The following is a 22,768-nucleotide window of genomic DNA, read 5'->3' as shown; positions in this document are numbered from 1 at the left end:
TTATTAAAAATTCGTCACAAACTTCTCTATCTGATTCAATTTTTTGGAGAGTGTTGCCATATCTCGGTCGATGGTCGTGTCGCTGATTTTGGCATAAATCTGAGTCGTTTTGACACTCGTGTGTCCAAGTAAACGGCTAATCGTTTCGATAGGGACACCGTTGAGCAGGCACACTTCCGTTGCGAAACTGTGCCGGGCTGTGTGCGTGGTCAGGTTCTTTTTAATACCGCACAGGTCGGCAATCTCTTTCAGGTAGCTGTTCATCTTCAGATTGCAGGGAACGGGCAACAAAGTTCCTTTATCCATGCAGTAAGGGTTATCCTTATACTTTTCAAGTATCTGTTTGGGAATGCTCAAAAGCGGGATGTTACAGAGGTTGTTTGTCTTTTCACGGGGTTTCACTATCCACAGGTTGCCGTTGCTGTCCTCTGAAATGTGTTCGGGGCGCAAGTTATACACGTCTATGAATGCCAGCCCGGTATATACGCAGAAGATAAAGACATCCCGTACCAGTTCCAGCCGTTCAATCCTGAACTCTTTCTGCCATATCCGGTTTATCTCGGCTTGGCTTAGGAACTGTTTGTTTACCTCCACCTCGTGAAACTTGATTCCTGCAAACGGGTTCTTTGTCAGCCACTCGTTGGCAATGGCAAGGTTTATCACTTTCTTAAAACATTTCATGTACCGGATAACGGTATTCTGTGCGCAATGCTTCTCCGTCTTTAGGTATAAATCGAATTTGCGTACCAGTTCCCCGTTTACCTCACGCAACAGCATATCATCTACCTTGTAATCCCGTTTAACCAGTTCCATGAGGTATTTAAGGCAATTGTCGTAACGTCTTACGGTGATGTCGGCATAGTCCGTCCCGATTAGCTTCCGGCAGTTGTCGTTATGTTCCTTGAATACATTATACAATGTCTTGAAAGTCTCGTCCTTTCCCTGATAGCGGTTCACTATGGCACGTGCGGAGATAATCTTTCCCTCCAGTTCCAAGTCTTGGTAAATCTGATAGAATTTCACACGCAGGGCGTCAATGTAATGGTTAAGTTCTACGGAGTTTCGGTCTTTGCCTGTCGATTTCTCTTTTTCCTGCGACCAGAGTGGGACTTTTACGCTCCGCTTTAGTTGAAGTTCCACGTATAGGCGGTCATAAGTGACACGCACACGCACGGGTGCTTCCCCGTTTTTTAACAGTTTGCTACGCTTGATGAAGAACAACACGCTGAATCTTTTTCTTTCCATACGGCTCGATTTTTAATGATACAAAGTTAGGAAATCGAACCGAGAACCCTGTTATGTAAAATAGTGCAACGTGCTGTAAAAGAATGAAGTAAATACCTCGCAGTGGAACATTCCGGGCTTTTAAAAACAGTCCCTTGAATAAGGACGTATGGTTTGCTTCAATCCCACTAATTTTGCTTACTCTTGGAAAAGAAAAATCCCCGACTTCTTTGAAATTCAGGGATTTACATCGTTTTGCCTTCTTAAAAAGTGGTGCCACCAGGAATCGAACCGGGGACACAAGGATTTTCAGTCCTTTGCTCTACCAACTGAGCTATGGCACCTTGTTTTGATTACGGGTGCAAAGGTAAACATTGTTTTCAATTTTACAAGAATTCGTTGGGAAAAAAATAGAATTGTGCTAAAAGGGAGAGAAGTTATGGATTGTTTTTTGAAAAAAATGGCAGATTTTATTTGCAGGTTTGATTTTATTACTACCTTTGCAGCCGTAATAATAAAAGCAACGGGATGTAGCACAGTTGGCTAGCGCGCCACGTTCGGGACGTGGAGGTCGGAAGTTCGAGTCTTCTCATCCCGACTGTAAAAAGGTCAATCATTTGATATTCAAGTGTTTGACCTTTGGTCGTTTTAAGCTGCCGGGACAGATACGGGACAGCTTTTCAATAGAGAATTAATATTAAGTATAACCTTTTGCGTTTCAGTAGATTAATTAATCCTAAAACGTAAAAAAAAAATGCAGTTACCTCAAAAAAACGGCGCTTCTGCAATAAAGAGTATCATGGCTTATACATACCCCCGTCTTTATACCGGGAAAGAATGGTATGTTGGTTTTTACGCTTTTGATCCGGTGCGGAACACGATGCGACGGAAAAAAATTAAGATTAATTTTATTGACAAGGCCGCTGATCGGCGCCGATATGCGAACAATCTCATGCGTAGGATCACAGATCAGTTGGATAAAGGGTGGAACCCCTGGATAGAGGCCGACAATGCCAAAGCCTATCATACGTTTCGCGATGTATGCGATCAATATAAGCGGTATTTAACGAAACTGGCTGATGATGGCCATTACCGGAGTGATACGTATGTATCATATTGTTCCTATCTCCGGAATATAGAGCTGTATAACCAAGACAAGAAAGTGCCTATAATTTACATATATCAGTTCGACAGGGAGTTCGTCAGTGACTTTCTGGATCATGTCTACCTTGACAGGGAAAATACACCGCAAACGCGCGATAATTACCTCGGTTTTCTAAAAACTTTCAGTTCGTACCTGGTACAACATTCGTATATCAAAGTAAAGCCGACCGAAGGAATATCCTGTTTCGGTAAACGGCTGAAGAAGAAGAAACGTACCATAATTGAGGAAGGGGATATGATCCGGCTACATGATTATCTGCAGGAAAAAAACAAATATTACTTACTGGCCAGTTATGTTCTACACTATTGCCTTATCAGGCCGAAGGAAATGTCTATGATCCGCCTAAAGGATATATCGCTTAAAAAGCAGACTATCTACATTAGTGATACGGTATCAAAAAACCGCATGGATGGCGTTGTTACTCTTCCGCGTAAGGTGATCGAATTAATGATCGATTTGGATATTTTCCGGCATGCCGGTGATGATTACCTGTTTAGTACCGGTTTTAAACCAGGGGCGGAATACCGGGATGAAAAGCAGTTCCGGGATTACTGGAGTAGATATGTTCGTAAAGACTTGAAGTTTCCTGACAGGTATAAATTTTACAGTCTGAAAGATACCGGCATCACGTCGATGTTAAAGCTCTACGATCCGATCACAGTCCGGGACCAGGCGCGACATGCTAATATACTGATGACAGAAATATATACACCGCATGATATACAGAATGCAAATCATTTAATAATGAACCATGAAGGTGTATTTTAAATGAAAAAGGGGAGCTGTGCCGGCTCCCCTTTTGGTTACTTACGGAAAACAACCCAGTGGGGCTTCCCTTCTATAAAATCGACCTCAAAACTTGCACTATTCATCAGCTCCGATATTTCAGCTATGCTGATCGATACCATTTCGGACAGTTCCCGGACTATATCGGCACTTGTGATATAATCTTTATTCTCATTGTCTCCAAGTACCTGATAGTTCTCCTGTATGTAACGTACAGCGATATCTCTTTTTAAACTCTTTTCGTCACACATTTTTAACCTCCTCTCCATTCAATGTTGCAAATATTTCTTTGATATAGCATAGTTCCGAAATGAGTCTTAATGCGATTACCGCCTGTTCCGGTTTAGCGCCATCATTTTCTTTCGCAATATATGAGATTGTAGAATCAAACACTTTCAATGAATTTTCCATTGTCCCGTCATTTTGTTGATACCATTTAATGTTTTCTATCAATGCGGGTGTCAGATTTATACCTTCAATTGTCATTCCTGGCCTCCTTTCTTATCTTAAAATAGTTAGTAACAACGGGAATATGAAAAATATCACACATCCAAAAAAAATGGTGAATGCAATAGCTTCTGTCAGAAACTTGGCGTCCTGCACAGTTGCACGATTAAAATCCAGGAACGAAGGAAGGGCGCGGCGATAAAAGGCGGCGACATTTTCCCATGTAAATGGGTTACGGATTGTGATTGTAACAAGTTCCCGTCTTTGGGAAGTTGATACGGTTAATGAATTTGACTTCATACTTTAATGTTTGTTTCGCATTATAGGCAGAAAAAAAGAACGGCTGCCATTTCCCTTGTTGCGAAACAAACATCAAAGTAACCTCCGAAGAGTCCTAAAAATGCTGGGAAAGGCAACCGCCTTATATTATGTATTGCTCACGACATAAATGTCGATAGCAAAAGAATGGGCATAAAAAAAGCCCGACGTATGTCTGAGCCACTAACCGGGACTCTATCGGCAAGGTCTAACCCTGATGTTGTTTCGCACTGCAAATATGAGTATAATATTTGGACTGTGCAAATAAACAATCAGAAAGTAAGATTTATACCTATTCCTTCGTTGGCTGGTTTTAAATAAGCAAAGCCTTTTTCTTGATCATGGACTTTTCCAGCTTTGCCTATTGTTATAGCCCCTTTAAACCCATATACAATGGCTACAATTCCGCATACACCTCCAATACCCAACATGGCATATTGACCTCCCTTTTGGTCTATAAAAGCAGAAGTTCCGCAAAAAATACCGGAAGCAATACCTGTGCATCCTGCAGTAATAAACTCTTTTGATGCTTTTTGTAGCAGTAATCCAGAAGTTTGTTCTTGCAATGACTGTTTGTTTTTGGTCGCTTTTTTTGTTTGGATCACCTTATAAGGTCCTGGCCCGAAAAGAGATGTTTTCTTTTGTTTTTCCTGTGCAAAAATGGTAATGCTACAAAAGAGCATCAATACTAGTAAAATCTTTTTCATATTATGTATATATTAAAAATTGAAGGGGACAAAGATATAAAAAAAACGTCCTATTCTCACGAACCGGACGGTGGGTGTTAAGGTGTTTTGTAAATGAGAGTGAACTTTAACTGTCAAGCTCAGCATGACAGTTGTAATTTATTTTGATTATTTATACGATTTGTGTCTGTTCCAACTATTAGGCTTAACCCAATAGTTGAACCGTTACCCTGAAGGTAATGGATTATTCTTCATCGAAGTTCAGTTGCTGTTGTCTATCCTGGATTTCCCATTCTTCAAAGGTTAATTCTTTTGCTGCATCCATTCGCTTTTTTGCTTCGGAAAGTTCCTGTTTAGCTTTATTGAAGTTCTCCTGAATTGATTGGTAGTTTTCATATTCGCTGGCCAGTCGCTTTTGTTTAACTTCATTGAAGCGGGAATAAGCGGTAAAATGATGATATAAGGCTCGATAACATTCTAACTGGTATTTCTCGACCGCTTCTTTTGCTTCTGGTGCCACGTTGGAAGAATTAATGGTGAACAACCAACCAAAAACAAATTCTAAGGGTAGACAGAACATTTCGCGTTCTTTTTTATCAGCTCCAACTGCGGTGCACAGCACCGAGGTTGAAGATAATAGAGGATGTTCTTTTATCTTTTTTCTTTGCGATTCGACATCAATACCTAAAATGTCACAAATAGGTTTGATAGGTACAAATTTTTCAGGTTCGTTACTTGCAATGATAGCGATGTTGTTTACTTTAGCAATAATCTTTGTTTCCATAATATAAAAAAGAGGTATGGTTTCGGCGGATGCAACGCCTACTCCCAATACCTTTAAAATTTCTTTCTGATGCTGTCGTTTGCATCTCGATCAGCACGCCTTTCATTAACGTACTGCAAAAATATAGTCAAAATTTCGGAAACCCCTGCTATAAAATGGGAGAGTTTTAGTGCTTTTGTACTGTAACAAAGTTTAACAAAAACGGAAAACAATCGGTTCTCTTTTGCGCTAAAAGTGACTAGACTATGTGATCTGTTAAAACTCAAACAGAAAGCTGTAAAAAACCCCTGTGCGGTTCGAACACAGGGGTTTTGTGTCAGATAACAGTCTATCAACATTTGATGGACAGCGAACCAATTTTATTACTGATATCGCGTAAAGCAAAATTCAATGTGTCTATTTCTTCCGGACTGAGTTTGTAAACTTGCCCTCTAACGGCATTACCGTTAATGCGCTGGTACAACCAGGCACGGCTTTTACCAAAATATTTTTTAGCAATGTAGGAGAGAGAAACAACTTCTGAAATATCTTTCAGTTGTTCTTTTATAGTCAATTCTTTGTCAATCTCCTTCATTTCCGACTTTATGTCATCCAGTTCCCCCAAAAGGTGTTTGCGGATCGTCTTTTTGTCTTCCGGAGATGTGTAACGGGCTTTCATATCTACCAGGAATAAATCCAGTTCCTTTCCGGAAAGGGAATCCATTTTTTTTAGATCATCTTTTAATGTACTCATAATATAGGGGTTTTATGTCCCCTCCGGAGAGGGGACGTCTTTACTTTTTCTTCTTTAATTCCTCAATGCGCTGTTTTAGCTTTACAATCTCATCTAACATTTTGTCGGTTTCGACTTCGTCCGTGTAGGGTTCGATTTCAAATACAGCGACTTTTCGTTTCCAAGAATAGATTCGAGCCTCTACCTGAGCAATTTTAAATTCTAGTTTTTGAATATCGTCCATCATTCTGTTTTTAATATTAGTATTCTTGTTATCTGACAATGCAAATATACATAATCTTTTGATTATGCACAAAGGAAAAAGACAAATTTATTTCACTTCATAGAATATGCCGGTAACTTCCGGGTGTATTCCATCGTTGGTAATCCTGTATTCTAGTTCTTTGCAGATAAACAGTTTATTGTTTAGCAGGAATTGCGATTGTATGTTTGGCATAGTGTTAATAATGAATTTTATCGTGTATTCTTTTGTCGCGCTGATCTGCTGGCTGGGTTGATAGTACCGTTTTACAAGTCCTTCGGGACCAACTAGCCTAAAAGTACCGTGGCTTTTTTGATACCAGGAAGTGGTATTGTCATTATCTGCCACGTTATCCGTAAGAGTGAAATAATATCCTAAATCCGAAGGATGGAAGGTACACAGAGAAACAGGTTTTTTATTTGCGTTAAAGTCGCTTACTCCATTTTCTATTAATTGCCTGATATTCTTTGCCTCTTCTTCTTCGGTATCGTCAGCTCCCGGTAGATATGGCATTCGTTGCGTTACTACATACATACTATCGTTGGGTCTTGATATGTATAGACAAGGGAAAAAACTTAGTTTCAAATAGTCATCATCCGGATTTGATGTATATTTTCGAAAGGTGTTTACCTTTAGTAAGTTTTTAATGTAAACAGATGCACCTGTCGGGCTGTTAAGCCATTTGTAAAGATATTTATCAAGAACATAGTATGTGTCTGTCTCGGTTACATAAAACAGGGTATTGGAGTTATAGTATTGATCGAAAATATCATCCGGTAAAACTTCGTCTTTGGAGTTTGTTAGCTTCTTAACCAGATCGGTATATGTTTTTGATTCGTTTATAATAGCTTTTTCCAGTACACTTTCATCAATGTTCTGGTATTTGTAATCTTTTGAACTGGGAAGATCGTAACAAACGTTTTTATACGAAATGCGCGGATCATCGTCTACTGTTGTCCGTTCGAAAGTGTCCAGTACATTTTCAATCGTATAGGTACCTGTTTCTGCTTTAGATGAAGCACAAAGAATGCGAACACTGCGGTTTGCATCATTAATGATAAAAACAATATTCATCAACTTTTCGCATTCTTCCAAAAACTCTTTTACTTTCCAACCCGGTAGTATTTTGTTGTATTCGCCGGTTTGGTCGTTATTCAGAATAAAGATACGGGAAAGGAAATCGTCATTCCTGGCTTCGTTATACTCAATGACATACCCTAAAGCTGATAATATTTTTTCGATCATTGCCAGTAAATAGGGTTGGATTGCCAAATTTGAAAAATTATAGGGCTTATTCAAAATTACATCCATAGACATTTCCCGGTGATCGTTGTATATTTTGCTACCAATCTTCACCATTGGACAGGCGAAAGCTACTTCCGGAAATCGTTTTCTTATTACCTGGTTAAATCGTTCGCTGCTTATATCGGTTTCTTTTCCCAAATCGAGCGATGAAATGTAAGAGTCTGCCCCGATGAAATAATTCAGTTCCGAGTTTCCAGAAAGTAATTGGATTTTTACTTCTTCATTAGTATTACTGATAAAGGCTTCCGTCCCGTTTAAGATCACATGGCCGTTCGATATAAGAACGGCGCTTCTACCCTCAATTACGGCCGCAGATTGCAGCCGTTCAATATGTTTGTACAGTATTGAGTTATTCCGCTCTTTTAGAGAAAGCGAAAGATCAAGGGTAAAAGTGCCGTTTTTGGTAATAAGCGGGTTTTGCTGTTTGACTTTTAAGTCCATTCCTTTCGGTAATACAACTTGTTTCCCATCAATAAATAAATCTGTCATCGTGTAGCGTTTTTGATTAGTTTATCATAGTCTGTTAAGTTTTGTTTTACGCCTCTTGGTCCATCGACGTAAACTTCGCCTATGAACGGTTCTTCCAGTTTTTTACGTATAAGAGCTATCATTCGTGTATTATTATCGAGTGCCCGAATAATATCCGGATTGGTAGACGCTGTTTGTCCGATTGAAACCGGCATATTGTTTGGTGTACCGGACGATGGAGTGGAAGAACTACCTAGAGCGCGTGCCATGTCCGGTCCAGTAAGGGCGGCAACATTCCCGGTACGTTGTGCGTAGTCCATGATATCAAATACCGGACGTAAAATTTGAACGGTTTTCTTATTGGCGACAAATTCGCCGCCATGTGTCTGTATGAGTTTCTTTTTTTCGTATTTGCCACCTTCACCGGTATAACCGCCGTCCCACATGTTGGCTGCCTGTTCACGTGCTTGGTTAGCTGCGGCAATTTGAGCGAAACCTGCAGCTACAGCTGCTGCTGCCATAACAGGTGCAAGAGGAATACCAAATAATCCTAATTCTAAGGCTGCATTATAAGCACGCATGGCTGCAACTGCTGTATCTGCTGTTATTTGAAGGACCTGCAATGCAAATTGTTTATCTGCATATTTCTTTTTGATGGCCAACAATTCAGCTTCTTTTTGTTCTTCAAGTTCGGCAGTTGCTTCATTATCACCTTCAGCCAGGATAAGTTTATATTTATACTTTTTTTCAATGGCAGCTTCTTCCCGAGATTGAGCAGACTGCATAATGGTAACGGCAGAGTTTGCCAGACTGGAAATAGCATTTAAAACAGACTCCCGAATTTCCATTTCATGTTCGGCTGCAACTTTGTCTTTAGCTTCTTTTTCCTTCCGGTATTTTTCATCGAGAATGCCTTTATTATACAAATATTCTTGATGAGAGATCAGCCCGGCTTTATACTTTGCTTCATTCAGGGCAATTTGTATTTCAGTACCTTTCGCCAGTTCAGCCCAAAATGGGTTTTCGTCTTCCTTTTCTTCCTCTGGCGTGAACTTCAGTCCCTTAACTTCCTTACTAGCCTTCTGGGCTGCAGTTATGATTTTGTCCCAAAGAGACATTTCAATATCTGTTGTATCCTGGCCGAACCTTTTTAATAGATCAATCTTAGCATACAGATATCTCATTTCTTCGGTATATAGATCACTTTGCATCTGATCCGATGTTCGCTTTTGTTCAATATAGGCCTGCTTGATGATATTGGTTTGTTTATGGTATGCTTTTTCCAGTTCGTCAGTCGCTTTCTCTAAAGCTTTCTTTCTCTCTGCTTCATTACCTCCTGTTCCGACCGGTACAGGAGTAGGGTAGACCTTCGTTTTTTCCCGGGTAAGGGCTTCGATCGCGTCGATAGTATCTTCAATGCGTTTGTTATAGTATTCCAGTTTCGCCAGGTCAACGGGACTGACGATACTAAGCGGTTTTTTCTTATCCGTTTCAATTTTAGCTAACAGCTCATCCCTTTCCCGATCTAACTGTTCCAGTAAGGCTTGTTTGTTTTCGGTCTGGATGGAAACAGGAATACTGATCTGATACTGATCCGCATTTTGATTGTACAGGTCGATTAGTTTATCGATCTGTGCGTCAATCTTGGATTTATCTTCATTGATATCTTTAGCTTTAAGGCTTATTTCCAAGTTCGCATAATATAGTTGTTCATCGGAAAAACCTAGCTTGTTTTCTTTCAGTTCTTCCCTACGTTTTTGTAGGTCATATAGTTTCGTTTCGTATTGTAGTTGCTCATCATACAGCTGGGAAAGTTTGTTCTGAATAGCCTTAGCCTTTGCATTCTTCATTAATGATTCCGTGTACTTTTTGACGGCAGTGTCGGCGGCTGAAGTATTTATATTCTCCAGGTTAAGGTTTCCCAGATATTCAGGACTGATTTCGTTCAGCAGTTTAATTGCTTTGATACGGGTTTCTTTGCTGATATTCTCGTTTTTGGCGACCGACAAAAGTGATTCCAGTTCTGCCTTTTCATTTGATAAGGATTTAACAGCTTCCTGGTTTATTTCAGCCATTAATTTGACTTCCCGTGTAGCTTCCCTTGTTTTTTCAGCCCAACGTAGTAGAGCGACTGTAACGCCTGTAATAATTATAGCCAGTGCCCCCATCGGACTTATGCCGATCATTCTGTTAAGTGCTTTCATGGCAATCGTGGCTTTCGCTATGTTTCCGGATAAAGCTGCTTTGGCAGCAGACCAAAGCAGGGTTACAGCTGTAGCCGCTTTCACCCCGATATTTCCCTGGAGAACCAAGCCGTTGTAAACTTTCATTGCTGCATTGTACCGGCCTTGTAACCCTGCCTGATTGGCCAAGGATGCAGCTTGCAGTAAGGCGAATGCCTGTCGTGTTTTATTGTAGCCATTGAGAATGGTTAAAATAGTAGCTTTTGCCTTTAATGCAGCAGAGTATGAAATGACGATCGCTGTAAGTTCGACGATAGTCCTTCCGTGTTCTTTTGTGAACTGGATTAACGGAGGTATGATCTTTACCAGGTAGCGAACACCATTGGCAGAAATGGTGAAAACCGGCCCGATTTTATCAACCATTTCCATCGCTTCCAGCTTCAGGGCATTCATCGTTTGCTTTAGTACAGCGCCTGATGTTTTCGTATTGGTAACGGCCTGCTCTGTCGCTATGCTTGTATCTGTTACGGCTTTGGTAAAATGATCAACCCGGTTAGTTCCTTCAATCAATGTCTGAGCAACGGTGTAAGCTTCCAGGCCGAACACGGCGATCATCTTGCTCGCGTCCATGTTTTCTTTTTTCAGGTTCTGCAGAGCAGCTGTCAGACCGACGATCTTAGGATTGAATTTGTCTGCACCTTGCTGCAGCTTAAGAAGGAATGTCTTTAAACCAGTACCAGCCATTTCGTCTTTAATACCCTTTTCGGCCAATGTTTCAATAAGACCTACTGTTTGTTCTAGGGTAACATTTGCACTATTAGCAGCAACACCGGAATTTCTTAAAGCCTTGGCAACACTATTTACATTTGCTGAACCGGCTTTTGATCCGGCGGCCAGAACATTCGTTGTGCGTTTCGCTTCGGTTCCGAACTGATTCATGGCCAAAGTGGAAGAATCTACAACATCCTTTAAGTTCATATCGTCTGCAGCTTCAGACAGGATCAGGATTTCTTCAGTCACTTCGGCTAGTGCTTCTTTGTTCTCTAGTAATTCCGGTTTTGCCGATCCTACGAGCATGAAAGCGTTAAGTATATCGGTCGCTTCCTTCCTGATCCGTACACCGGCAGAAGTAATGGAAGTTGACAGCAGCTTTGCCTTATCTTTGAACCAGGTAACAGCATCATCAGACAAACCGGTTAAGGCCTGTAAGTTTGCACCTTTCTGTTCAAATTCATCCCGTTGTTTTTTTAACTGATTCAGGGCGAAAGAAAGGCCTGTCAATGACGCTATCATAGATAATACGATACCGGAATATTTTGAAAAGATATCATTGATCTTATCAAAGGACAGTAGGCTTTTCTTTGCTTTGTCAACCTCAGTAGTTGTTTTACGCCATTGTTTCCGGTGTTCTTGTATAATGGAGTCAAGGGCTTGAATTTTCTTTCCGGTCTGAATGTATTTTTCTGACCCTATTGTCATTTTAGCCTGTTCGTTTTGGAGTTTTTTAAATTCGCCCTGTACAGACTTTAGATCGTTGTTTATCTGCTGTCCGTTGATATAAAGGTATATACCTCTTTTTGTCACAATTTTGTCATCAGCCATGGTTAAGGAGTTTTGTCGATTAAAAGTTTACTTGCTTCTTTCAGTACAGCGGTAGCGGCTTTATCACCGTGATAAGAGGCGGCAATGTCTGCCAGACGTTCAATATTTCCACGAATTTCGATATCCAGCCAGTCAAAGCCATGACGGGCTACGGGTCTATGATCTCCGGCGTACTCTTTCCAGGTTTTAGCGGGTCGTCCCCGATACATCCGGAATTTATTATTATCCTCGCGATGGCCGCGTATAACGGAACCGCCTTTGCGGATATAGCCCCGGCCTACGCCGTAATGGATAAATACCAGGTAAAAACTGAATTTAAAACCTGTGGAATAGATTTCGCCGTACTGTGATTTAAAAGACGGCGAAATAGTTCGCAGGCCTTTACTGGAACTTTCGCCGGTTGTGGCTTGCCGTAGTCGGCCTTTTGCCCTTCCTCTTACCTGGAAGGTCCAGCCTTTGACTTGTTTATTAAACTGTTCAACGGTTATGACCGTATCGGTTGGTTGGTTTGGGTTAGTTTGCATTAGCTCTCTGTTTAAGCAAAAACCGCCCGGACTTCACAGTAGGGGCGGTTCGGTCAGTTATGAACAATCATTTTTCTACATTTATAAATAATACCTATTACTAATATTATAAAGAGTACGACAATCATCCACTTAGGGGGTCTGAACAACCGGCTATCCGTTTTCTTATTCTGATTTTCGATTTGCTTACTGGTGTCAATGGATTTTTTGTTATTGCTTAAATCTGCTTGACTATTGATATTTTGGTTTGAAATGGCAGTTTCATCACCTTCTAACTCTATATTATATTCTGTTTCGGAAATGATCGGTTGCTGGCCAGTGGAATCAGGTGGGGCATAGTGGCGTTCTGTCTTCTTGATGGTCGCTTTATAGCGGGAAAGAAGAGAGTCCAGGACAGACGTATTTGTCTGTTTTTGGAGTTCTAAGCGTTCTAACATTTCCCGGTTAATTTCAGTTCTCCGAGAAAAGGTGTCCGTTGTCGTTCGGCAACCGGTTAATATTAGAGCCAATAATATGATGATTGTCAGTTTCATTAGCCGACGAATTTAAAGTCATTAATACGGTTAGTCCAACCTTTCAGGAATTTGGTTTGTGTAGGGTCTTTCTTGCAAATGTCATGGCAGAACTTGATACGTTCTGCTTTTAGAACTTCGAAGAAAACAGAGGGATTAACCTGGTTAAGCGTTGCCAATGTGATTTGACCGACGAATCCATCCGGATTGACGTTTAAGAGACGTTGCGGGATTACGATACCCCATTTCCCAGATGCCCAAACCCAATCGACCAAAATATTCGCCAGAGATTGACTGCGGATATTATCGGCTATCCAGCGATTCCAGTAGTGTGTCCGGAGAAGGGTTACCACATCTTCACGGGTAATCTGCTTTAAGTCGTCGGCGTCTATATCGCCGTCACCGTCTTTATCATACCCGCAACTTTTCCAGGTGGCAAGAGTCACACCCATGTTTGTTTTACCGCCTTTGTCTTCTTTGACATCCGCCCAGCCACCTTCCCATTGGAAGATAATAGGGGCCAACACTTCAATTTTAGCCATTCTGTTCCCCCTTTCTTTGCTTTAGAAAAGATTCCAGGAACGGTACTTTCTTCATAAATTCAAAGCTGATAAGCCAGTAACAGAAAGCAATCCATTGAGACTGTGGAAATATCCGTTTGAGGTTTTTAAAAACATTGACTGCATAGAAGTATAAAACTACATGTGTCACAATAGAAATAGAGACAAGGGCTTCACCTGCGTTATCCATATGTTCGCCGATCGTAAAAACGGCGGCGACAAAAACAACGAATACACATGCTTCGGAGAAACAGGAAAAGGCCTTTTTGAAGTCGAAATCTTCTTTGTTGACCAGCATTCCGGAAAAGTAGCCGGCTGCAAAATTTAGTACGAAAGCTAACGTCACGGCAAATAGTATGCCGTTGATCGGGCTTAAATATGCCATCAGGGATGACAGGGAAACAACAATAATAGTTCTTAAATCTTCCATATTTAAAGGTTAAGGGTTAGTGTTTTGATGCAAAATAAAACGAAGGTGTCTTTTGGAAAAAGGACATCTTTTTTTATTTAGAAATTTAAAGGGGCAAAACTTCTGGGCATATTTGTTTGTTATTGTGCCGGAACCGAAGCCTCGGCGGTTTATTATTTTGTTTCACTTGTGGGCATAAAGGAGTCACCACCGAAATTATTTTTTTATTTTAAATGGCTTAGTCGGTGGAGTGAAATCTGATTCCCAAAGAATTCCTTCTACTATAGCTATTTCGTCCAATGCAGCCCCCATTGAACGAATACTTATCCTACCTTGATTACTATTATAATAAAGAGGGAAAGTTGCTGTCTGTTTTAGTATTCCATCAAAGTATACATTAAACTGATTAACATTTGATCTATATGTAATTGCAATGAAGTGAAATATTCCATCATCGCCGGAAGGGATATCTCTTAATGTTTCGGTGGATATCCAATTATTTAATGAGCTGTTAGCCAATAATAATGAGAAACTGCATTGGCTGCCTTTAGATAGATTAAAACCTATTTGAGCAAAATCAGCCCCGACAGAAGTACAATTGATTCTCACTCCTATTGAACTCTCCGATGCTAAATTAATCTTAGAATACCAGCAAGCTATAGTAAAATCCTTACCATACATATTTGCATTTGGAACGTTAACCGTTGCTATTCCTGAAGAAAGGGCATTATCAAATTTTCCGGTACTAAAAGACGAACCACTATAAGTCAGAGCATTTCCTACAGCATCAGTTGCTACTGCTCTATCTAAATGTGTAAGACAAATAGGATTAGACAAATATATTTCTCTACCTTCTTTTTCCGTCATCACTATTCTTTTCGGCATAACTTTTAATTAATATGGTTTAGTAGGTGGTGTAAAATTGGATGTCCAGCGAGCAACATTTGATACTCTAAACTCAGATATAAGACCTGACAAACCATTCCCTATAACGCTATATCCTGTGCCAGAATAAAGAGAGATATTGCCTATTTCTAAGCTATATATCATTATTCCATTTACAAATACATATACGTATGCTCCCTTTCTTACGTAGGCAAAATGATACCAGATATTTGCTGACCAAGATTCTGGCAAATAAATATTATAAAGCCATGACGTGCCATTAATAGAAATAATTACTCGACGTCGTAATACATCCGTATCAAACCCAACTCCACAATATGTACCACTTGATTGATTAAGTCTAAAAAAACCATAGGACGTACCATTAAATTTCACCCAGCAATCAACCGTAAAATCGCCTGCTTTAAAGTCAAATAAAACGGAAGAAGGTATTTGCAACGGTGTGCCAGTAAATTTGAATGCTTTGTCAAAATATCCGTCAACGATACTTACATTAGTATTGTTGATGATTTGATGATGACCTGTAGTATCTACAAAACTATCACCATGTAACAACAACAAAGTATTTGCATCTAGCTTGCCACTTTCCCCTGTCATTATAATCCTCTTCGGCATAACCACCTCCTTACCTTATATCCGGGATAATTACCGTTGTTACACTGTCATTACGCTGCACAACTGTTCCCTCCTCTATTTTCGAGGTAGGCAGGTAGTGAGGTACTGTAGCTGACCAGTAGCCAGCCAATGCGATTGTTGTCACTGCTAACAGGATCATCAACTCCTGCTTAACTGTTTGTCTCTGTAGTATTGTTTGCATTGTCTTGTGTATTTAAATCCAAGTTAAGTTCAAACGTCAAAAAATAAGGATAGTTCGCTTTTACGTCGATTTGAGTCAATTGCTCCAATGACGTAGCGGCATAAGCGGCGGCCTCGTTACTTGCTTTGAGGTCGTAAGTACGTTTAGCGTATATCTCAAGCAATGGTAACTTATCCAATGCCCATACAATAGGCACATCTATAGACTGAGGAGGCGTGCCGGTTGTCCACAACTTAGTAGTGGTTTGGCCATCAGCCTGCAAAGCCGGCAGGGTAATACTGTATAAAGAGTTACGCAAATCCTTATCAATCCATAACTCTACGTTAGCAATCTCAGTACCGCCCTGTGTTATCGACACAAAAAACTTATTACTAAACCCGTCCTGTGTTTTTATCTCCTGCAACTTTGCTTGTCTAGCCATTTCCAGTGGATCAGGATCAGGCAAAGGCTCCGGCGCAGGTGTAAGCTCCATGTGCCAACACTCCAAAGGAGATGCGTCCAGGTGTGCAGCGTGGAAAGCTGCCTGTTCGTCACTAAGGGCTAGATAAGCCCCATTGTTGTAATCATCTATCGTTACACCTAGTTCGTAAAAATCGGTAAGAGGTTCCGATATGTTTACAAAACCTTTTTGTTTTTGAATGTATATCATATTAATTTGTTATTATTGATTTGAACTGTTGAATATCTTTTGCCTCAATTATATTGCCACGAAAAACGAGGCGAAATGAATAACCAGAACTTGTATCATTTGTATATCCTCTAATACATCCAACCCCATTATAATATGGAGCAGGCGGATGATAAAATGATCTATGAAATCTATTATAAGGAGCACTAGAATTCCACATATAATCACAATACCCTTTACTTGCATCCGGCTGTCCTTGTTTCCCTATTAAATCCAAATACTCTCCAATTACAATTTTTGACGGGACTACGTTCGGATCACTTATAGGAGCTGTATTTAATGTTCGTGTTGTCCCATCATGCTCTACAATGGTTAATAACTGATTGTTTTTAGTTAATCCTTGGACTATATCTGTATAATAACCCCACCAATCCTCTAACCCCCAAAAATTAATAGGATTATTGCCAATCAATGCGGATTTGGTATCTTCCATACCTAGGTTGTCCGTGCTACCTGTTATATGAGTATTTATTGTTCCATTGCCTATCACTGCTTGGCTATTTGTTGTACCGTACATAGCGTAAAATAAAAAAGCCATAATGCAATGATTTCGAAAATCTACACCGGTAAAACCAAGTCCCATATTGTTAACATAATTAAGCCAATTGCTATTGCTTGATAATGTAGGAGTTGCTCCACTAACTGAGTAAACCGTATTATCTAATACGATAGATAAATAAACAGCAATGAGCTGTTCTTTATATGTTTTCCAAGTGTCACTAACTTTATAGTTTGCAAATTCGATTTCCCAAATATCAGATGATACTTCTTTGGCATGATAATAAAATGTAGGTAATTTCATAAATACGCTACCTTCCGACCCTGTTAACACAGCTACACTACCGTCATAAAATTTCTTACGGTCTAGGTCTGACAGTTGGCATACAGTCATTTCTCCGACCCCTGTATGTTTAGCCAGATAACAGTGCGAGTTATCTCTAATCCACTTAATGGCATCTCCATTTATATCGCCACTTAACATTGCTGATGGATCACTAAGATTCTGATTCAAAATTATTTTTGAAACTATCTTTTTATCAACAGTCATCAAACTTCGTTTCATAGCTCAATTATTTTCCAATTAAACCCTAAATACATATTTACCATGTATGTAACGTACCGAGATAGCAGTTACCTTACCAGTAGGACAAGTAACAGACGTCTCGTTACTCTGGCAATTATCTGCGTTTGGTAAAGGCTGATCAAAGTCAGCCGACCCGCTATTAAGGATGTCGATCATGTACTCCATTCCGGGGACTGGCGTGCCGGCAAATGAGATAGGACTAGCTGCAGACAAAGTGGCTTCGATAGAATATTTTGTAACCGGTAAGTCTGTAAGTGTAGTTACCTCTATTTTATCCTTAAACCGTAAGGAGTCTGCAACTTTCTGTTTTTCTTCGTCACTATAATTGTTGTCTGTATGTATGTAACCTGCATCCTTAACTACATTATCATCGTTTTGTAATTGTGATGTTTTAGTAGGGACAGTTGCCTGTACATTTGCAATACTTTGATTGATCCCTGCAATGATCCCTGCCAATGTTTGGCTATCTTCCACATTTGACAAAAAAGCGATGATCTCGTTAAACGATTCAATTGCGGCCGAAGCATTACCAGAAACAAGTGTATTAACTTGTTGTTGTAATGCAGTTAATGCGTTTCGAACTGCCGTATCATCATAGTTCTGTGGTTTCAAATTAGACGTAGTAACTTCACCGGAAGCAGACGTAAATTTGAGCTTGTAATCTGTTGCAGTATCGCTAACAACTTCCACTGTAGCCCCTATACCGTTTGTTCCTCGTAGATTCGGTGTATCAAATGATCCTGCTGCTGTCGTGATCGTAAGGATATAGGTTGTAGCATCGTTAGTTTTGACAGTTGCGGTAATATCCTGCAACACGGTCGGAAGTTCGGCAAACGTATGTACACCGTCAGATAACTTCATGTTAAATTTGCCGTTTTCCAGACGCTCAAACAGCCAGACGGATGCAGGGTACAGCGTTGTATTGGTAGCCCATTCCGCAGTTGTTAGTTCTATTTGTTGATAGATAAATGCCCCTTTCTTACTCATTTAAGTTTCCTCCCTTAATTATTCGTACTGATTCATTATAATAATTTGCCCCTTGCAAATAGATGTTGCCGGGTAATGCCGTCCCAGAGCCGGATTCCTGCCATGAGGCCACACCATCAGCCAGATCGTAGAGCTTGTAAAATACATATTCGCCGTTTTCTAAAACACGTACTTCGTCACCAATACGGAAGTTGATTGTTGTACCGGAAGAATTAACGTAGCTAAGTGTGTCAGAACCGGGAACAACAGCCAATGTGGGTATTTCTGGTTTGTTGGCTATATAATTTCCGGATGTCGGATCAGAAACATTATAATCCGGACGAATACCTAAAACAATATTTTCAGCAGCTTGAGCAGCAGCATTAGCACGGTCAGTAGCTATATTAGCGTTACCGGTGGCAATGTCGGCATTATCCTTTGCCGTGTTTGCTGCGGTAGCTGCAGCATTGGCAAGCCCAGTAGCTGCAACAGCGCCAGACGTAGCATTAATAGCATCCTCTGTCGCAGTGATAGCATTTCTGGCAGCCGTACTAACCTGTTCTGCCTTACTCCCTGCTAATGTCGCCGCTTCTACTGCAATACCCGCAGCGGTGTTTGCATCGTCTGCTGCATCTGTAGCTAATCCAGCTGCTGCGTTGGCTGCTGTAGCCGCCGTATTTGCGTTTGTAGTAGCTGTTTCTGCATTGGTCTTTGCTGTATTTGTATCGGTGATAACTTGACTCGCTTCTTGCGAGATACGAGTCATTTCCTCGCGAACCTCGGCAGCCGCAGCGGTGGCAGGTTTTTGAAACTGCGCAAGCACGTCTGCAGGGATGGCCGCCCAGAAACCGGCAATTTCTTCCGATGTCATTTTATCGAAAGTCATCTGGAGATTATCTAGCTGTTCCGGTGTAAAATCCGAGTAGGTAAACGGATCGCCTTTAGCTCCTTTTAAAGATACAAAAAACTCAGCAAGTGTTTTACCGGAGTTACCTTCCTGCTCTTTCCATTCTTCATAAGCTGACTTTCCGCTATCACCCTTCAGGAGTGATACAGCAAGACGTACAAGATTCGCCGCTGTCCCTGCCTGGTTATATTCCAACACAGGGGCTAAGTACATTCGTGACAAATCGGTACCACCATCAGTAAGCCCCTGTATTGACATTCCTTTTGATAGAACGTATTGATATACCTGATCTAAATCTTGCTGAGTTAGTGCCATATTATTGAACGGTTGAAATAGTTATTTTTTCTGCAAGCGCTATAACATCAGCTTTATCGGCTGACACTTTCGCATAAATCATATTACGTTCGGCATCGGTAAGCGGAGCCTGAGTTTCAAATGTAAAGTAGTTTTCGGCTGTACGGATATTACCACTTGCAACCCTGGCATTATCTTTCGTTACACTGTAATTAATAAATGATGGCTTACTATTCGGTTGATGAGTTGCTTGATATTCATACTTAAATCCGCCTTCTTCCGAGGTAAACGGAGTTGTGATTGTTGATGTTCCTTTTTCCATTTTACTTTGTCATATTTAGAATTGTTCCAGCCTGAGTAGAATTGAAATCTTTTTTACTATAGAGATAAAGTACCGATTCACGGATAAGGGCTAATTCATCCGTAGAATATTCTTGTTCTATACCTTTAGCCACTTTCTGTTGGAGTGTAAGGCGTTTTACAATCTCTTCAGCAGCAACAATTTTAGCGTCATCGGAAGGTTGGTGCATTAAAGAATTAATTACCAATACAGAAACTTTGAGAGGTGATTCCTCTTTGTCTGTCGGACGAAGTCTAACTTTTATAACTTCGCCATAAGCATCTACTAAATTCACATTGAAATTGATTTTCTTTGCCATAATCTTTAATATTTTATTGTTTAACTTTAAGATATCCACTTCCATCTTTATAGGCTTCACCTATACCAGCTTCATCATAAGAAGGCCAACTGGCATACATGCCTATTCTTCCTGGTGTTTTGGCACTTCTAGTAATAATATAGCTTCCGCCATTTATAGACATGTTTAAACCTGCATTTCCCAATTTTACATTTGAAGATGGAGCAGCAAATTCTAAAGAATTATAAATGCCTCCATCATAGCTGTCAAAAAATATTCGAAAACTCCTATATCCATCGTTGTTATACATGACGAACTTATTTAAACTGGCTGGGTCTATAATGCATCGATAGCCAAAAACGCTACTTTCAAATTTTCCTCTCACATTGACATTTCCATTTGTGTCCCATTGGATATTTTTTTTAGCAAGCCAGCCATCACCACCATACAATAGCGCAATTGGAGCATTCCTCCAATTTTCAAATGTCGATCCAGCCCAAGCAAAAACAACGTCTGATTTAGGTGCAATGCCTCCTTGACATGTAAAATAGCCGACTGCACCATCTCCTATGCCAAGCTCTATACGCCTGTTAAGGCTCATTCTGGAATCATCGAATTTATAGAAGGCATTAGTAATCGACATGGAATTATCTATTAAAAGCAATAAGGAGTTAGATGTCTGTTTAAATTCAGTCTTACTTACTAAATCTTCAACAGAACTATTTATTTGTGAGCTGGTCCATGAAGTAGTAGCATAATTAGTAAGTTTGCCATCAACAATAGTCCCTACCTCCGTATTGATCTTTGTGGCCGTCCAACTCTGAGTAGCATAATCACGCCGGACCACACGGTTAAACTCATCGTATTCGTCACGGAAAGAGTTAAGCTCTGCCTTATCCGCTTTGACAGATAATTTGGTATCATATTCGACTTTCACCCGATTAATGGCATTCGTCAGCCTATCGGAAGTAAAAGATATGTCTATGATATTGACTGCGCCAGAAACGCGTATAATAAAGTCTCCCATACCATCCCAATCACCGGACAGCTCCGCCCGTTTCCATGTAGTATCTTCTGATAAAGGTTGTGTAATGTGGAAGGACGTACCTGGAATACCTATTTCCAGACTGCCGAACGAAAGCAGGGAGCGGTAATAAAAAGACAAGACATATTTGCCGGGTGTCCGGTCGGTGAACATTGCATTACGCTGAGTTACGGCGCTATCGGACACTTGTAATACAGTACGATTATTTACAGGATCGTTTACCAACACAGCGCCAGAAACAAAGTTAATGAATGGGCGGTTAGATGCTTGTAATAGCGTCCCATTAATAGTCCAGGGATAAAACACATTTGTGACTTCCCAGCTATTTATACCATCCTGAAATGCAGGGTTAGCCAGTACGCTATCTTTCGATACTTGTATTTCGTAGCGAATATCTGACAATCCCATGTTGATCTGGTCCCTTAATACTTCGAATGTGCGGGATACACTTTCGCCTGTGGATCGAAGGATTAATTCACCGGTACCGTAGAAGTTGCAGGTGTAAAGCCCGAAGTTATTCACAGCTCCGTAAAGTTCGGGGAATGCAGGATCACTAATACCATCCAAGCGTCCATTGCGCACTTTAATCACGCCTTGAGTGGCATCCCAGTCACCATATCGGACATCCATGTAAGGGTTATACGAATCGGAACTTGTCAGGTAGACAAGTCCCTTTCTGTTAGGATCACTTAGATTATCCCATCGGATTAGCTCGTCACCTTCTTCTGGTATTCCAGTACCTTCCAGATTTTTTTTTGAAAGATCAAAATAAGTGGCAGAAACATTCGTTATGGCAGCCAGATAATATTTGGTAACACGCTGGCACTTTACACAGTCATCAACACGGAAATTCATCCATACATCACCGCCGTATGTGTCAATATAGCAACGCCAGAAAGTTCCCATGTCTTCCACGTGGTCTATCTTATTGCAATCGGCTACTGCCAATGATCCGTTAGTTCCCCGTATCTGGTCAATGACAAACATTTTTGCCCGTAGCTCTTTGCGAAATGATCCGTAATCGGTTTCAAGATAACCACGTGACATACTCCATTGACTGCCGAAACCATCCCAACCGCCAGCATAATGAGGAGAACCGATAACATTGTTGCTCAAAATCGGCCCGCGAACGTTCATCGACGTATACCAAGCATTTCCGGTTTCCGATACATACCAGCCGGTTGGATTCTCTACTTCCCATCCTATATTATATTCGGCCGAACGAACAGGGGCTTGTGTCATCCAACCAGCTTTCCAGTTATAGAAGCCGGCGCCTTCGTCATTTATATATTTGCGGAGATAGCGTTGGTCAAGGATATCAGTATCTGTACCGGTATTTTCGATCATATCCAAAAGAAGCTGGCCGACGCGGGTTGCCGTGTTCCGGCCTTCCATCACTTCGTCCCTGATCTGTATTGCTCTTAGTTTTAAATCTTCACTTGACATGTTGCGAAAGTAGGTTTTGAGTTAAGTTTG

At 40.6% G+C, this 22,768-nt stretch carries 25 protein-coding genes and 2 tRNA genes; 2 read left to right on the top strand and 25 right to left on the bottom strand.

Features of this window, described 5'->3' with window-relative positions; all coding sequences use genetic code 11:
• Nucleotides 1–3: 3 nt before the first annotated feature.
• Together CTY47_RS03370 and CTY47_RS03365 are read right to left on the bottom strand one after the other, a co-directional pair.
• Nucleotides 4–1,245: a site-specific integrase gene (locus tag CTY47_RS03370; protein WP_099463421.1), complete on the bottom strand. Its 1,242-nt coding sequence runs from the start codon at nt 1,243–1,245 to the stop codon at nt 4–6.
• Nucleotides 1,246–1,495: 250 nt separating this feature from the next.
• Nucleotides 1,496–1,568: transfer RNA gene (locus CTY47_RS03365), tRNA-Phe, on the bottom strand.
• A 180-nt stretch (nt 1,569–1,748) separates the two neighbouring features.
• Between CTY47_RS03365 and CTY47_RS03355 the strand changes: the two genes are divergently transcribed.
• Nucleotides 1,749–1,822, top strand: a tRNA-Pro gene (locus tag CTY47_RS03355).
• Nucleotides 1,823–1,978: 156 nt separating this feature from the next.
• Complete coding sequence (locus CTY47_RS03350; protein ID WP_099463419.1) at nt 1,979–3,157, top strand: tyrosine-type recombinase/integrase; 1,179 nt, start codon at nt 1,979–1,981, stop codon at nt 3,155–3,157.
• Between the two features lie 35 nt (nt 3,158–3,192).
• Here CTY47_RS03350 and CTY47_RS03345 read toward each other — a convergent pair whose 3' ends face one another.
• The 23 genes from CTY47_RS03345 to CTY47_RS03240 all read right to left on the bottom strand — a co-directional run bounded on the left by CTY47_RS03345 (nt 3,193) and on the right by CTY47_RS03240 (nt 22,738).
• Complete coding sequence (locus CTY47_RS03345; RefSeq protein ID WP_099463418.1) at nt 3,193–3,426, bottom strand: hypothetical protein; 234 nt, start codon at nt 3,424–3,426, stop codon at nt 3,193–3,195.
• On the bottom strand, nt 3,419–3,661 hold the full coding sequence (locus tag CTY47_RS03340; protein WP_099463417.1) for a hypothetical protein: 243 nt from the start codon (nt 3,659–3,661) through the stop codon (nt 3,419–3,421). Before CTY47_RS03340 ends, CTY47_RS03345 begins: the two co-directional genes overlap by 8 nt.
• A gap of 15 nt (nt 3,662–3,676) precedes the next feature.
• Nucleotides 3,677–3,922, bottom strand: coding sequence for a hypothetical protein (locus CTY47_RS03335; RefSeq protein WP_099463416.1), 246 nt, complete (start codon nt 3,920–3,922; stop codon nt 3,677–3,679).
• A gap of 290 nt (nt 3,923–4,212) precedes the next feature.
• Nucleotides 4,213–4,647 (bottom strand): hypothetical protein, encoded by a 435-nt coding sequence (locus tag CTY47_RS03330; protein WP_099463415.1) that lies wholly within the window; start codon nt 4,645–4,647, stop codon nt 4,213–4,215.
• A 223-nt stretch (nt 4,648–4,870) separates the two neighbouring features.
• Complete coding sequence (locus CTY47_RS03325; protein ID WP_099463414.1) at nt 4,871–5,410, bottom strand: phage antirepressor N-terminal domain-containing protein; 540 nt, start codon at nt 5,408–5,410, stop codon at nt 4,871–4,873.
• A gap of 331 nt (nt 5,411–5,741) precedes the next feature.
• The gene (locus CTY47_RS03320) at nt 5,742–6,143 is read right to left on the bottom strand and encodes a DUF5053 domain-containing protein (protein ID WP_099463413.1); all 402 of its coding nucleotides are present in this window, start codon (nt 6,141–6,143) and stop codon (nt 5,742–5,744) included.
• Nucleotides 6,144–6,183: 40 nt separating this feature from the next.
• Entirely contained in the window at nt 6,184–6,369 is a 186-nt protein-coding gene (locus CTY47_RS03315; protein ID WP_099463412.1) for a hypothetical protein, read from the bottom strand.
• An 84-nt stretch (nt 6,370–6,453) separates the two neighbouring features.
• Nucleotides 6,454–8,178, bottom strand: coding sequence for a hypothetical protein (locus CTY47_RS03310; protein WP_099463411.1), 1,725 nt, complete (start codon nt 8,176–8,178; stop codon nt 6,454–6,456).
• Complete coding sequence (locus CTY47_RS03305; protein ID WP_099463410.1) at nt 8,175–11,942, bottom strand: phage tail tape measure protein; 3,768 nt, start codon at nt 11,940–11,942, stop codon at nt 8,175–8,177. Before CTY47_RS03305 ends, CTY47_RS03310 begins: the two co-directional genes overlap by 4 nt.
• Before the next feature lie 2 nt (nt 11,943–11,944).
• Entirely contained in the window at nt 11,945–12,466 is a 522-nt protein-coding gene (locus CTY47_RS03300) for a hypothetical protein (protein WP_099463409.1), read from the bottom strand.
• 53 nt (nt 12,467–12,519) lie between these two features.
• A complete protein-coding gene (locus CTY47_RS03295) occupies nt 12,520–12,999 on the bottom strand; it encodes a hypothetical protein (protein WP_099463408.1) in 480 nt (159 codons plus the stop codon).
• Nucleotides 12,999–13,520: a glycoside hydrolase family 108 protein gene (locus tag CTY47_RS03290; RefSeq protein ID WP_099463407.1), complete on the bottom strand. Its 522-nt coding sequence runs from the start codon at nt 13,518–13,520 to the stop codon at nt 12,999–13,001. The genes CTY47_RS03295 and CTY47_RS03290 overlap by 1 nt, the downstream gene beginning before the upstream one ends.
• Nucleotides 13,513–13,968 (bottom strand): hypothetical protein, encoded by a 456-nt coding sequence (locus CTY47_RS03285; RefSeq protein WP_099463406.1) that lies wholly within the window; start codon nt 13,966–13,968, stop codon nt 13,513–13,515. The genes CTY47_RS03290 and CTY47_RS03285 overlap by 8 nt, the downstream gene beginning before the upstream one ends.
• 195 nt (nt 13,969–14,163) lie before the next feature.
• Nucleotides 14,164–14,832, bottom strand: coding sequence for a LamG-like jellyroll fold domain-containing protein (locus CTY47_RS03280; protein WP_099463405.1), 669 nt, complete (start codon nt 14,830–14,832; stop codon nt 14,164–14,166).
• Nucleotides 14,833–14,841: 9 nt separating this feature from the next.
• On the bottom strand, nt 14,842–15,468 hold the full coding sequence (locus CTY47_RS03275) for a LamG-like jellyroll fold domain-containing protein (protein WP_099463404.1): 627 nt from the start codon (nt 15,466–15,468) through the stop codon (nt 14,842–14,844).
• 10 nt (nt 15,469–15,478) lie between these two features.
• Nucleotides 15,479–15,670 carry a hypothetical protein gene (locus CTY47_RS16745; protein ID WP_143813331.1) on the bottom strand — a complete coding sequence of 64 codons (192 nt, stop codon included), beginning with the start codon at nt 15,668–15,670 and terminating at the stop codon, nt 15,479–15,481.
• A complete protein-coding gene (locus CTY47_RS03270) occupies nt 15,639–16,319 on the bottom strand; it encodes a hypothetical protein (RefSeq protein WP_099463403.1) in 681 nt (226 codons plus the stop codon). Before CTY47_RS03270 ends, CTY47_RS16745 begins: the two co-directional genes overlap by 32 nt.
• Before the next feature lies 1 nt (nt 16,320).
• Complete coding sequence (locus CTY47_RS03265) at nt 16,321–17,421, bottom strand: hypothetical protein (protein WP_143813330.1); 1,101 nt, start codon at nt 17,419–17,421, stop codon at nt 16,321–16,323.
• Nucleotides 17,422–17,439: 18 nt separating this feature from the next.
• Nucleotides 17,440–18,429, bottom strand: coding sequence for a hypothetical protein (locus CTY47_RS03260; protein ID WP_099463401.1), 990 nt, complete (start codon nt 18,427–18,429; stop codon nt 17,440–17,442).
• Entirely contained in the window at nt 18,422–19,630 is a 1,209-nt protein-coding gene (locus tag CTY47_RS03255) for a hypothetical protein (protein WP_143813329.1), read from the bottom strand. Before CTY47_RS03255 ends, CTY47_RS03260 begins: the two co-directional genes overlap by 8 nt.
• 1 nt (nt 19,631) lies before the next feature.
• Nucleotides 19,632–19,931: a hypothetical protein gene (locus CTY47_RS03250; protein ID WP_099463399.1), complete on the bottom strand. Its 300-nt coding sequence runs from the start codon at nt 19,929–19,931 to the stop codon at nt 19,632–19,634.
• 1 nt (nt 19,932) lies between these two features.
• Nucleotides 19,933–20,268, bottom strand: coding sequence for a hypothetical protein (locus CTY47_RS03245; protein ID WP_143813328.1), 336 nt, complete (start codon nt 20,266–20,268; stop codon nt 19,933–19,935).
• Nucleotides 20,269–20,281: 13 nt separating this feature from the next.
• Nucleotides 20,282–22,738 (bottom strand): hypothetical protein, encoded by a 2,457-nt coding sequence (locus CTY47_RS03240; RefSeq protein ID WP_099463397.1) that lies wholly within the window; start codon nt 22,736–22,738, stop codon nt 20,282–20,284.
• Nucleotides 22,739–22,768: the final 30 nt, after the last annotated feature.

Origin of the sequence: Parabacteroides provencensis, assembly GCF_900232875.1 — a bacterium.
GTDB classification, from domain to species: domain Bacteria; phylum Bacteroidota; class Bacteroidia; order Bacteroidales; family Tannerellaceae; genus Parabacteroides; species Parabacteroides chinchillae.
This window is presented reverse-complemented; position numbering and strand designations above follow the sequence as displayed.